This is a genomic window from Streptomyces sp. NPDC086989 (genome assembly GCF_044745505.1).
Classification (GTDB): Bacteria; Actinomycetota; Actinomycetes; order Streptomycetales; family Streptomycetaceae; genus Streptomyces.
On record NZ_JBIVAL010000001.1, the window covers coordinates 153793 to 165835 of the forward strand.

Genomic DNA, 12043 nt, shown 5'->3' on the forward strand with positions numbered 1-12043 from the left:
TGCATGACGCAGCGGGCACAGACCGACCCCAACGGCTCCGAGCCGGCCGGCACCGGAACCGCCATCGACGCGGGCGCCGAGCTGGACCCCGTACACCCCGTCCGGCCACCCGCGCCGCGCTTCAAGCCCGCCGGCCTCACCACCGCCGAAGTCGCCGAACGCGTCGCCCGCGGAGCCGTCAACGACGTGCCCGTCCGCAGCAGCCGCTCCACCGCCGACATCGTCCGCGCCAACGTCTTCACCCGGTTCAACGCCATCATCGGCGTGCTCTGGGTGATCATGCTCATCGTCGCGCCGTTCCAGGACAGCCTCTTCGGCTACGTGATCATCGCGAACACCGGCATCGGCATCATCCAGGAGATGCGGGCGAAGAAGACCCTGGACGGCCTCGCGGTCATCGGCGAAGCCAAACCCAGCGTCCGCCGTGACGGCCGGACCGCCGAGATCTCCACCTCCGAGATCGTCCTCGACGACGTCATCGAGCTCGGGCCCGGCGACAAGGTCGTCGTCGACGGGTCCGTCGGCGAGGCCGACGGCCTGGAGATCGACGAGTCCCTGCTCACCGGCGAGGCCGACCCCGTCCTGAAGAAGCCCGGCGACCCCGTCATGTCCGGGTCCTTCGTCGTCGCCGGCGGCGGCGCGTTCACCGCCACCAAGGTCGGCCGCGAGGCCTACGCCGCCCAGCTGGCCGAAGAGGCCACCCGCTTCACGCTCGTCCACTCCGAGCTGCGCTCCGGCATCTCCACCATCCTCAAGTACGTCACCTGGATGATGATCCCGACCTCGATCGGCCTGATCATCAGCCAGCTCGTCGTCAAGGACGACAACCTCAAGGACGCCATCGCCCGGACCGTCGGCGGCATCGTCCCGATGATCCCCGAAGGCCTGGTCCTGCTGACCTCCGTCGCCTTCGCGATCGGTGTCATCCGGCTCGGCCGCAAACAGTGCCTGGTGCAGGAACTGCCGGCCATCGAAGGCCTCGCCCGCGTCGACGTCGTCTGCCTCGACAAGACCGGCACCCTCACCGAGGGCGGCATGGACGTCACCGAGCTCCGCCCGCTCGGCGGCGCGCAGGACTCGTACGTCAAGAAGGTGCTCGGCGCGCTCGGCGAGTCCGATCCGCGGCCCAACGCCAGCCTCCAGGCCATCATCGACGCCTACCCCGTCAGCGCGGAGTGGCGCTGCACCGAGTCCCTGCCCTTCTCCTCGGCCCGCAAGTACAGCGGCGCCAGCTTCAGCGAGGGCGACGGGGAGAACAACACCTGGCTGCTCGGCGCCCCCGACGTCCTCCTCCCGGCCGGCGACCCGGCCCTCGACGAGATCAACGAGCTCAACGAACAGGGCCTGCGCGTGCTGCTGCTCGCCCGCGCCACACGCGAGCTCGACGACCCGGCCGTCGGGACCGGCGCCCGGCCCACCGCCCTGATCGTCCTGGAACAGCGGCTGCGCCCCGACGCCGCCGACACCCTGCGCTACTTCGCGGACCAGGAGGTCCACGCGAAGGTCATCTCCGGCGACAACGCGGTCTCCGTCGGCGCGGTCGCCGGCAAGCTCGGCCTGCCCGGCGCCGAGAACACCGTCGACGCGCGCAGGCTGCCGGCCGAACGGACCGACATGGCCAAGGCGCTCGACGAGAACGCCGTCTTCGGGCGGGTCACCCCGCAGCAGAAGCGCGACATGGTCGGCGCGCTCCAGTCCAACGGCCACACCGTCGCCATGACGGGCGACGGCGTCAACGACGTGCTCGCGCTCAAGGACGCGGACATCGGCGTCAGCATGGGATCGGGCTCGGAGGCGACCCGCGCGGTGGCCCAGATCGTCCTCCTCGACAACAGCTTCGCGACCCTTCCGTCGGTGGTCGCCGAGGGCCGCCGGGTCATCGGCAACATCACCCGGGTCGCCACCCTCTTTCTGACGAAGACGGTCTACTCGGTGCTGCTGGCCGTCCTCGTGGTCTGCTCGCAGGTGGAGTACCCCTTCCTGCCGCGCCACCTGACGCTGCTCTCCACCCTCACCATCGGCATCCCGGCGTTCTTCCTGGCCCTCGCCCCGAACAAGGAGCGCGCGAAGCCGAACTTCGTGAAACGGGTGATGCGGTACGCCATCCCCGGTGGTGGGATCGCGGCCGTGGCCACCTTCGTGACGTACCTGCTCGCCCGCCACCACTACTCCGGCCCGGACGCCCTGAACGCCGAGACCAGCGCGGCGACGCTGACGCTGTTCCTCACCTCGATGTGGGTCCTGGCCATCATCGCCCGCCCCTACACGTGGTGGCGGGTGGTCCTGGTCGGCGCGATGGGCGGGGCGTTCCTGCTCGTCCTCGTCGTCCCGTGGCTCCAGGACTTCTTCCAGCTGAAGCTCGTGGGCACACAGCTCCCGTGGACGGCCGTGGCCATCGCGGCGGCCGCCTCGGCCCTGATCGAGTTCACCTTCCGCTGGGTCAACCGCAGGTTCCCGGCGTAGCGCGCGGGACCGCCCCGCCCGGCCCGGAGGCGGGGCGGGGCAGCGCCGTCAGGCCCGGTCCTACGACCGGCCCCACGTACCGGAGGCCCACAGGGCCCGGGTGCCCGACCGGTCGTAGATGACGACGTTCCCGTCGTTCTGCACGGACAGGTAGGCGCCCTGGCTGCCGGAGACCCCGGCGTCCCAGGCGGCGTGGCCGCCGCCGTCCTTGCCCGTGTAGTAGATGGTCAGGCTGCCGGTCCAGCTGCTCATCGAGCCGTTGGCGCGGTAGAGCCCGTACGTGTTCGTCGCCCACAGCGGGGCGTTGTCGCTTTTGCGGTACAGGACGAGGTTGCCGTCGGACTGCATCAGCAGCCAGGTCGTGAGGGAGGCGCGCCACTGGCCGGCCTTGAGGGAGAAGCCGCCCTCCCAGAGGCTCTCGTTGCCGTTGAAGGAGCCCTGGAGCGTCCCGGTCTCGGTGTGCCAGAGGTATCCGTAGTGATCGGGGGCGGCCCGGTTCACCTGGAAGTCGCCGTGGCCGTCCACCACTGCGCAGGCCTGGCCGCCGCCCCACGTGCCGGTGGACCACACGGCGCGTCCGTCCGGGCGGTAGACCACGAGGTTGCCGTCCTCCTGGAGGATCGCGTGCGCCCCCGGGTTGCCCCAGGTTCCACTGGACCAGACGACGGGACCCGGACGGCCGGCCCACACCAGGCTCAGCACCAGATTGCCGTCGGGCTGCATCACCAGGACCGCGTTGTTCGACTGCAAGCGCTGGTCGGCGGAGAGCTGTTCGCCGGGCCGCAGGGCAGCCGAGGAGCCGGGGTCCTCCCGGTCACCGGGCGAACAGGGCCGCGGCGCCGTCGGCATGCCGACGGCGACCGCCGAGGTCGCCGTCGCCGTCGTGGCACCGGCTGCGAGGACCAGGGCGCCGGTCAGTGCGACGACGCAACGTCTGAACGGGCCGTGCTTCCCTCTGATGTTCATGATCCCCCTTCCGCGAGCCGCCCGGTGCGGCGTCGCGCAGAGGTCATTGAAGCGCACGGCCCGGGTGCGGGTACGGCGGCCCCGCACCCGGGGCGGTGACGGGGGGCGGGCCGGGCCCGCGACCTCAGTCGAACCAGCGGTCGCGGGCCAGTTCCGCCGTGCGGGAGGGGTCCTCCAGCAGGGCCGCGACCTCGAAGCGGCGCGGCCACTGGCCCGCCGACCAGGCCAGGCCCGCCGCCACGCCCTCCAGGGTGGAGGCGTGCAGGGTGCCGTCCGGTGTGCGGCGCCAGTCCAGCTCCACACCGCCCGCGACCAGCTCCTCGTGCTCCAGATAGGTCGCCGGGGTCGAGGGGCCCAGGAGGATGCGGACCGGCTCCGGGACGCCGTGCTCCTCGCCCGGTGTCGTGACCTCCGCCGGGACCGTCTCCGACAGCCGCCGGACCTGGAGGAGGTCCGCCAGGTCGGCCGCGCGGGCCGGGGCCACCGGGAGCAGCGGGAGCCCCTCGGCCAGGGGCAGCAGGTCCGGGGCGTCCGCGATGACGGCGTCCGCCGCGTCGACCACCACGATCTCGCCGTCCACCACCGCGCGCAGCTCGTCCGGGAGCGTGACCTGCTCGGGGTCCAGGTCGGCCAGGGCCCCGTACAGGGCGTGCAGCTGGCGGTCCGACACCTCGCGGTCCGGGTCGGCGAGCCGGCCCAGGAGCTCGGCGGCGCCGCCGGGCTCCTCCAGCAGGGCGGCAACGGACGTACGGACCCCCAGCGCCCGCAGGACCTGCTCGTCCTCGAAGCCCGTCGCGTCCGCGGGGGTGTACAGGCCCGCCAGCAGCGGGTCCCCGCCCGCCGCGCGCAGGCCCGCCGGGCGGCGCCCGTCGAGCACCGGGTGGTCGCGCAGCCACCACGCGGTGTACGGGCGTACCGACTGCGTGGTGCCGTCCGGCAGCAGCACCCGTACGGGCTGGGTCAGCGCGTCGCGCAGCGGGGGCTGAGCCAGCATGGCCAGGGCCTGCGGCCAGCAGTCGTCGTCGACCAGGTCGAGGTCGCGCACGGCCACCAGCTCGGTCGCCACCGGCGGCAGCGGGGTGTCCGGGAGCTGGTCCAGTACGTCCTCGCACCACACGTCGACCGCGTCCAGCAGGCCCGCGTCGTCCGGCTCGGCGAAGTCCCCTTCGCGGGGCTCCAGTTCGTCCGGGTCGAGGACCACGTCGGTGGCGCGGACCAGCTGGAAGGCGGCGAGCACCCCGCAGGCGGTCAGCGGCTGCGCACCCCACCGCTCGGCCAGCTCGCCGTCCACGTAGGGGACTTCGTCCTCGCGGATCACCGAGGCCAGCGGGGAGCCGGGCAGCAGAAGCTCGCCCGCGGGCGTCAGTTCCCCGTCCTCGTCCGGGAGGGCCAGCGCGCCCAGCCACGGCTCGTCGCCCGGCGCCAGGTCGGCGTCCCGGACCAGGCCCAGGACCACCTCGGCCAGCTCGTCGGCGTCGAGGGCGTCCTCGTCCCAGATCTCCCCGGCGTCGAGGGAGGCGGCCACCGCCGCCCGCACCTGCGGGGTCGTCAGGACCGCGCGGGGCGTGGCCGGGAGGGCGCCCAGGCGTTCCAGCAGCGGGTGCGCCGCGTCCGGGTGGGCCACCTTCAGGCCCATCCGGGCCAGGTCCTTCGGGGTGTCCGCGCCGGGCAGCAGCACGTGCCGCGGACCGATCGTGGTCCGCCCGTCGGCCAGCGGCACCGGCAGGCCCGACAGCCGGTCCGGATCCACCCCGGCGAGGGTGTCGTACAGCCGGTGCCACCAGTCCGGGGTGCGCTCGATGCCCGCGATCCGCTCGATGGCGTCGCCCAGCGGCAGCCGGCCCACGCCGAGCGTGCGCAGCTCGGGCCGGCGCTCCAGCCCGGCCGGCAGCAGCGTCGGCAGGACCTCGGCGAGGACCCGTACGGTGTCGGCGCCCGCGCCCTCCACCACCTCGGCCTCGAAGGGGCGCAGCGCGGACCGCTCCTCGGCGTGCTCGGCGGGGGCCGCCGGGGCGAGGAACGCCGTCCGCGGCAGCCGCTGCAGCACGGCCGCGCGCAGCGCCCCGTCCAGCACGCCCTTGCCGAGCGGCCCGGGTACGAGGTCCACGAGCCCGGTGCTCACCGGGTCCCAGTCGCCGAGCAGTTCGGCGTAGGCGTCGGCCGCCCGCTCCACCAGGAAGTCGGTCAGCGGGCCCGGCGCGGGGTGCCGGCGGGAGGTGTCCAGCGGCAGCGTCGCGATGAGCAGGGCGGGGATGCCCAGCGGTTCGTCGGTCGGGGTCGGCGCGTGCACCACGGGCGCGGTGGCCGGGCGTACGGGGGCGCCGTCGGTGTCGACGGGCACGGCCCAGGACACCGTCCAGGTGGGCCGCAGCCGTTCCTCGACCGGCCGGTCCGCGAGGAGGGCGGGCTCGATGGGGCCGCTGTGGCGGACGGTGCGCCAGCGCCGGGTCTCCCCGGTGCCGGCCCCGTCGACCGCCCCGGTGCCTCCGCCGGCCCCGGCCGCCCCAGCCGAGTCCTGGACGACCGTGTACGGGCCCTCGGTACGCCGGTGGAGCACGCGGTGCCCGGTGGCGGGGGTCTCCACGACGATCTCCCGCAGCCCCGGCAGGGTGAGCAGCAGCGCGTCGTCGATGCCGGCCAGCAGCCGCTGTACCAGGTCCTCGGCGGCGGCGTCGCGCAGCGGGAGGACGACCACCGTGTCGTAGCCCTCGGGGGCGGTGCCCTCGGCGGGCAACGGCAGCCGCAGCAGCGGGACGTGCCCGTCGCGGCGGCGCAGTTCGTCGCCGAGGCCAGGGCTGCCCTGCGCCGCGTCCCGGGCCAGCTCGCGGGCCTCGGCCAGGGACCAGCGGACACCGCCGTGGCGGCCCAGCACGGCGGGTTCGTCGGAGACCGCGAGGACGGCCGCGAAGCCGACGCCGAAGCGGCCGACGGTGTCCGAGGAGCCCGTCGACCCCGCGGGCTCCCGCTTCGCGGAGGCCCGCAGGGTGCTCAGCGACTCCACGCCGGTCGCATCCAGCGGGGCACCGGTGTTGGCGACGGCCAGCACGCCGGGCCGCCCGCCCGCGCCGGAGTGCAGGGTCAGCCGCAGCCGGCCGGGCACCTCGGCCCGGGCCGCGGCGTCGGCCGCGTTCTGCGCCAGCTCGACGACGAGCCGGTCGCGGTAGCCGCCGAGGGCCAGGTCCTCCTCGGCGTTCGCGTCCTCACGGAAGCGGGCCGGGCCCGCGCCCCAGGCGTCGAGCACCCCGCGTCGCAGCCGGGCCGTGCCGAAGGGGTCCACGCCACCCTGGGCCGCCGTCACTCGCACGCTCACGCCGCTGCCTCCAAGCTGTACTGCATTCACCGAATGCCGACGCCCTGAAGGTATCGCGTGTGCGGCTGCGCCTCGCCCGTGAGGTGGGCGAACACGACGACGCGACGTGGCCGACGGGACCGGGGTCCCGGGGTGGGCGTGGTGTTGCGCAACGACGGAGCCCCCGGCGGCACGAGGTCACCGGGGGCTCCGTACGAGCGCGACGCGGGGTTCGGTCAGAGCTTGTCGATCACGTAGTCGATGCACGCGGTCAGCGCCTGCACGTCCGCCGGGTCGATCGCCGGGAACATCGCGATGCGCAGCTGGTTGCGGCCGAGCTTGCGGTACGGCTCGGTGTCCACGATGCCGTTGGCGCGCAGCACCTTGGCGACGGCGGCCGCGTCGACGTCGTCCGAGAAGTCGATCGTGCCGATGACGGAGGAGCGCTTGCCGGCGTCCGCGACGAACGGGGTCGCGTACTTCGACGCCTCCGCCCAGCCGTACAGGTGGCGCGCGCTGGCCGCGGTACGGCCGGTCGTGAACTCCAGACCGCCCTGGCTGTTCATCCACTCCAGCTGCCGGTCCAGCAGGAAGAGGGTGGCGAGCGCCGGGGTGTTGTACGTCTGGTTCTTCAGCGAGTTGTCGATCGCCGTCGGCAGTGAGAAGAACTCCGGGATGTGCCGGCCCGACGCGTGGACGCGCGCCGCGCGCTCCAGGGCCGCCGGCGAGAACGCCGCCAGCCACAGGCCGCCGTCGGAGGCGAAGGACTTCTGCGGGGCGAAGTAGTAGACGTCGCTCTCGGTGATGTCCACCGGCAGGCCGCCGGCGCCCGAGGTCGCGTCCACCAGGACGAGGGACCCGGCGTCGGCGCCCGCGACGCGCTTGACCGGCGCGGCGACGCCCGTCGAGGTCTCGTTGTGCGTGTACGCGTACACGTCGACGCCCGCCTCGGCCACCGGCTCCGGGTGCGTGCCCGGCTCGGAGGAGATCACGGTCGGCTCGTCCAGCCACGGCGCGAGCTTCGCGGCCTTGGCGAACTTGGACGAGAACTCGCCGAAGGTGAGGTGCTGGGACTTACGCTCGATGAGCCCGGCCGTCGCGATGTCCCAGAAGGCGGTGGAGCCGCCGTTGCCCAGGATCACCTCGTAGCCCTCGGGCAGCGAGAACAGGTCCCGGATGCCCTGGCGCACGGAGCCGACCAGGTTCTTGACCGGGGCCTGGCGGTGCGAGGTCCCGAGCAGGGAGGTACCGGTGGCGGCGAGGGCGTCCAGCGCCTCGGTCCGCACCTTGGAGGGGCCCGCGCCGAAGCGTCCGTCGGCGGGCTTGATGTCAGCGGGAATCTGGATCTCGGCCACGAGCGGAGCGTATCCGGTCCTGGTCCACGCCTTGGAGAAGCGTCCACCCGATGAGACGAACGTCCCGGGTCCGGGTGGCGGGGGAGGGTGGGGTGCGGTAAGGCGGTACGCGGCGACCTGGCCCTTACATACCCCTTAGTCTGGATTAATGCCCGCACCCTCCCCCGCACCCACCCCCGCCGCCCCCGTGGCGGCCGCCGCCCCCGCTACCCCGGCGCTCCCGGCCCCCGCCGGGCCGTCCCGCCTGGGGCCCGTCGCGCTGGTGATCGCGGCAGGGATCTCGGTCCAGTTCGGCGCCGCGCTCGCGGTCATGATCATGCCGGGGGCGGGCGCCGCGGGCGTGGTCACGCTGCGGCTCGCGGCCGCCGCGCTGGTGCTGCTGCTCCTGTGCCGCCCGAAGGTGCGCGGCTACGCGCGCGCCGACTGGGGCACCGTCGTCGCCTTCGGCGTCGCGATGGCCGGCATGAACGGGCTCTTCTACCAGTCCATCGACCGCATCCCGCTCGGCCCGGCCGTCACCCTGGAGGTCCTCGGCCCCCTCGTCCTGTCGGTCGTCGTCTCCCGTCGCGCGGCGAGCCTGCTGTGGGCCGCCCTGGCCCTGGCCGGTGTCGCCCTGCTGGCCGGCCACGGCGGCGGGGGCGGCTTCGGCGGCCTCGACCCGGCGGGCTGCGCCTTCGCGCTCGGAGCGGGCGCGATGTGGGCGGCGTACATCGTGTTCAGCGCCCGTACGGGCCGCCGCTTCCCGCAGGCGGACGGGCTGGCGCTGGCCATGGCGGTGGCGGCGGTGCTGTCGCTCCCGCTGGGCATCGCCCAGGCCGGTTCCGCGCTCCTCGTGCCGAGCACGCTGGCGCTGGGCGCAGGGGTCGCCGTCCTGTCCTCCGTCCTGCCGTACACCCTGGAACTGCTGGCGCTGCGCCGCCTGCCCGCACCGACCTTCGCCATCCTGATGAGCCTGGAGCCGGCGATCGCGGCCACGGCCGGCTTCCTGGTCCTGAACCAGGCGATGTCGGCCCTGGACGCGCTCGCGATCGCCCTGGTCATCGCGGCGAGCATGGGCGCGGTCCGCTCCCAGGGCGGCAGGACCTCGGCCTGACGCGGGCGTCCGGGCGCCCGCCCCGCCGGCCGCGGGGGAGTTCGGCGATGCGGGGCGGGCGCGGTCCTGTGCGGGCCGTCAGCCCAGCGGCAGGTCCAGGTACGACGGCGTGGCCTCCGGGGAGGTGAAGGCCAGCGTCGCGCGGGGCAGGTTGACGTCCCCGTAGAACGGGTCACGGGCGTCGACCACCAGCATGAGCCGGTGCCCGCGCGGAACGTCGTACGCCGTCGCCTGCAGGTCGAGGTCCGCGGCGACCAGGCTGTCGGGCGGTGAGTCCAGGTCGCTGAACGGGGCGTGCGTGACGATGTGCGCCGTTCCGTCGGGGGCCGCGGCGAGCAGGTACGCGACGAACGAGGATCCGGCATTCGCCGCCCGGTACGTGACGCGCAGCCGCGGGGTGCCGCGCAGCCGCAGCGTCTCCGCCTCCGGCTCGGCGGTCCACACCGCGGCGACGGTGCGGTCGATGTCGCCGGTCCGGTAGGCCTTCGGGCGGCCCGCGATCTCGTCGTACCCGGAGAGCACGACCGCGTCGGCGACGGTCGCCGGGGTGTCCACCCCGCACAGGACGCCCGCGCTCCATCCGGCCTCGGGCCGCTCGGCGAGCTCCCCGTCGCCCGCCAGGTGCAGCCGGCGTACGTGCTCGGTCACGGACTGCCAGGTGGGGCGGGGTTCCAGGGCCTGGCCCCACATGACCTCGCTGAGCACCTGGCCCTCGGCGGCGATGCCGTTGTCGATCCCCCTGAGGTGGTGGTCGAACCAGCGGTGGGCGTTGGTCCAGATCCGGTTCGGCAGGCCGGTCATGCCCGTCATCTCGGGCCCGGAGTGGTCGCCGATGGAGAGGTCGAGCCGCTTGGGGCCGACGAGCTCGTTGAACATCTTCAGGGTCTGGTTGCCCGGGAAGAGCGTCTCGTGCCAGGCGTGCGAGAGGTAGACGGGGACCTGGCGGCGGTTGAGCTCCTTGACGTGGCTGAACGGCGAGCGCTGCTCGGCCCAGCGCAGGGTGCCCTGGATGTCGCGGTTGGCGAGGACGTTCTCGAACACGCTCTGCGTCTGCGGGCTCAGCCGGGCCTTCGCGGCCGCCTTGAGCAGCGCCTCCACGGCGGCCACGTGCCGGGTCCGGTTCTCGTAGAAGGCCTCCCCGAGGTCTCCCCAGGTGCTGAGCGCGACCACCGCGTCGACGCGGGTGTCGTGGGCGGCGACGAGCTGGCTGATGCCCGACCCGTACGAGTCCCCGAGGAAGCCGATCCTGGTGACCGGGCCGGCGGTGCGCTCGATCAGGTGGTCCAGGGCGCGGCTGCCGTCGGCTACGTCCAGCGGTCCGGCCACGTCGACCTGGCCCTCGGATCCGCCGAAGCCCCGGGTGCTGTACGCGAGGACGTTGTAGCCGCGCGCCGCGAAGACGGTGGCCTGGACGGCGTAGGGGAGCCAGCCGTGGTTCGTCCACGGCGAGGGCATCACGATGACCGGCCGCGCCTGGCCCCCTTTGTGCCGCCACAGCGCGGCGTCGAGCAGGTCCCCGTCGGCTCCGGCGACCTTGACGCGGCTGAAGACGGCGACGGACCGGACGTCGGCGACCTCCGCGGCGCGGGCGGGGCCCAGGCCCGTGACGTCGCCGGTCTCCAGGGCGGTGACGAAGGCGGTGAGGGTGGCCGCGTCGAGTTCGGGATAGAGGGAGTAAGCGGCTGGGATCACGTCGGTTCATCCTCTGTGTCGAGTGGACGGAACGTGGGTGCGCGCGCTCGGGGCCCGGAGCGGGGAACGAAGCGTTCAGTATCGATGCGACATCCGGTGAGGTTTCGGTGGTCTGCGACGTCCGGCCGAAATCGCCCCCTGCGCGGTCGGCGCGGACGGCGCCCCCGGACCTGCCCGGGGTGGTGCCGGGCGTCAAATCGGCTTCGGTCCGGGCCAGTTGCTGCGGCTGGCGCGAAGGAAGTGTCCGATGGCGAAATCATGCAAGCATGCTTGATTGTTTTCTCGGCGGCTGTCAGTCTTCCCCTCACGCCGAAAGGGGAGCCCGCCGTGCTCGATCCGTCAGCCGTCGCCGTCTTCGCAGATCTGCGCGAGGAAGGCCTCGAACTCGAAACCCTGGTGAGGGACCTGCCCGAGGCCGGATGGGCCGCGCCCACCCCCGCAAGCGGCTGGACCATCGCCCACCAGATCGCCCACCTGCACTGGACCGACCGGGCCTCGCTGGTCTCCCTCACCGACGCCGACGGCTTCGCCGCCCTGGTCGAGGAGGCGGTCAAGGCCCCCGACTCCTTCGTGGACGAGGGCGCCGCACGAGGCGCCGCCCTGCCGCCCGCCGAACTGCTGGCCCGCTGGAGGGCCGGGCGCACCGCCCTCGACGAGGCGCTCGCCGCGGCCTCGCCCGACGCCAGGTTCCCCTGGTACGGGCCGCCGATGAAGGCCGCCTCCATGGCGAGCGCCCGCCTGATGGAGACCTGGGCGCACGGGCAGGACGTCGCCGACGCCCTCGGGGTGCGCCGCACCCCCACCGCCCGGCTGCGGCACGTCGCCCGAATCGGCGTCCGGGCCCGCGACTACGCGTTCGCCGTACGGGGACTGCCCGCGCCCACTGCCCGGTTCCGGGTGGAACTCGTCCCCCCGGACGGCGGCGAACCCTGGACGTACGGGCCCGAGGACGCGGCGGACCGGGTCACCGGCCCGGCCCTCGACTTCTGCCTCCTCGTGACCCAGCGGGCCCACCGCGCCGACCTCACCCTGACCGCGACCGGCCCCGACGCCGACCGCTGGCTGGACATCGCCCAGGCGTTCGCGGGCCCGGCGGGCCCCGGCCGCGCCCCGGGGACCACCCGGTGACCGGCCGCCGGCCGCTGCGCATCGGCAACGCCTCCGGGTTCTACGGCGACCGCTCCA

General features: G+C 74.0%; 7 protein-coding genes. 3 read left to right on the top strand and 4 right to left on the bottom strand.

Translation table 11 applies throughout. The annotated features are described in order from the left end of the window. Positions 1 to 3 precede the first annotated feature (3 nt). The gene (locus tag ACIPK4_RS00815; protein WP_402308129.1) at positions 4 to 2463 is read left to right on the top strand and encodes an HAD-IC family P-type ATPase; all 2460 of its coding nucleotides are present in this window, start codon (positions 4 to 6) and stop codon (positions 2461 to 2463) included. A gap of 60 nt (positions 2464 to 2523) precedes the next feature. On the opposite strand, the gene ACIPK4_RS00820 is transcribed toward ACIPK4_RS00815, so the two are convergent. The 3 genes from ACIPK4_RS00820 to serC all read right to left on the bottom strand — a co-directional run bounded on the left by ACIPK4_RS00820 (position 2524) and on the right by serC (position 8073). Then, a complete protein-coding gene (locus tag ACIPK4_RS00820; RefSeq protein WP_402308131.1) occupies positions 2524 to 3429 on the bottom strand; it encodes a hypothetical protein in 906 nt (301 codons plus the stop codon). 124 nt (positions 3430 to 3553) lie between these two features. Beyond that, on the bottom strand, positions 3554 to 6739 hold the full coding sequence (locus ACIPK4_RS00825) for a sacsin N-terminal ATP-binding-like domain-containing protein (protein WP_402308134.1): 3186 nt from the start codon (positions 6737 to 6739) through the stop codon (positions 3554 to 3556). A 215-nt stretch (positions 6740 to 6954) separates the two neighbouring features. Continuing rightward, on the bottom strand, positions 6955 to 8073 hold the full coding sequence (gene serC, locus ACIPK4_RS00830; protein WP_402308135.1) for a phosphoserine transaminase: 1119 nt from the start codon (positions 8071 to 8073) through the stop codon (positions 6955 to 6957). 148 nt (positions 8074 to 8221) lie between these two features. On the opposite strand from serC, the gene ACIPK4_RS00835 reads away from it, so the two are divergent. After that, complete coding sequence (locus ACIPK4_RS00835; protein ID WP_402308138.1) at positions 8222 to 9166, top strand: EamA family transporter; 945 nt, start codon at positions 8222 to 8224, stop codon at positions 9164 to 9166. A 78-nt stretch (positions 9167 to 9244) separates the two neighbouring features. On the opposite strand, the gene ACIPK4_RS00840 is transcribed toward ACIPK4_RS00835, so the two are convergent. Next, a complete protein-coding gene (locus ACIPK4_RS00840; protein WP_402308141.1) occupies positions 9245 to 10858 on the bottom strand; it encodes an alpha/beta fold hydrolase in 1614 nt (537 codons plus the stop codon). A gap of 327 nt (positions 10859 to 11185) precedes the next feature. Here ACIPK4_RS00840 and ACIPK4_RS00845 point away from each other — a divergent pair, with 327 nt between their 5' ends. After that, on the top strand, positions 11186 to 11986 hold the full coding sequence (locus ACIPK4_RS00845) for a TIGR03084 family metal-binding protein (RefSeq protein WP_402308144.1): 801 nt from the start codon (positions 11186 to 11188) through the stop codon (positions 11984 to 11986). The last annotated feature ends 57 nt before the right edge of the window (positions 11987 to 12043 follow it).

What these genes read in the sequence shown, in the direction of transcription:
- ACIPK4_RS00815 (WP_402308129.1), top strand. Translation starts at nt 4, where the DNA reads ATGACGCAGCGGGCACAGACCGACCCCAACGGCTCCGAGCCGGCCGGC.
- ACIPK4_RS00820 (WP_402308131.1), bottom strand. Translation starts at nt 3,429, where the DNA reads ATGAACATCAGAGGGAAGCACGGCCCGTTCAGACGTTGCGTCGTCGCA.
- ACIPK4_RS00835 (WP_402308138.1), top strand. Translation starts at nt 8,222, where the DNA reads ATGCCCGCACCCTCCCCCGCACCCACCCCCGCCGCCCCCGTGGCGGCC.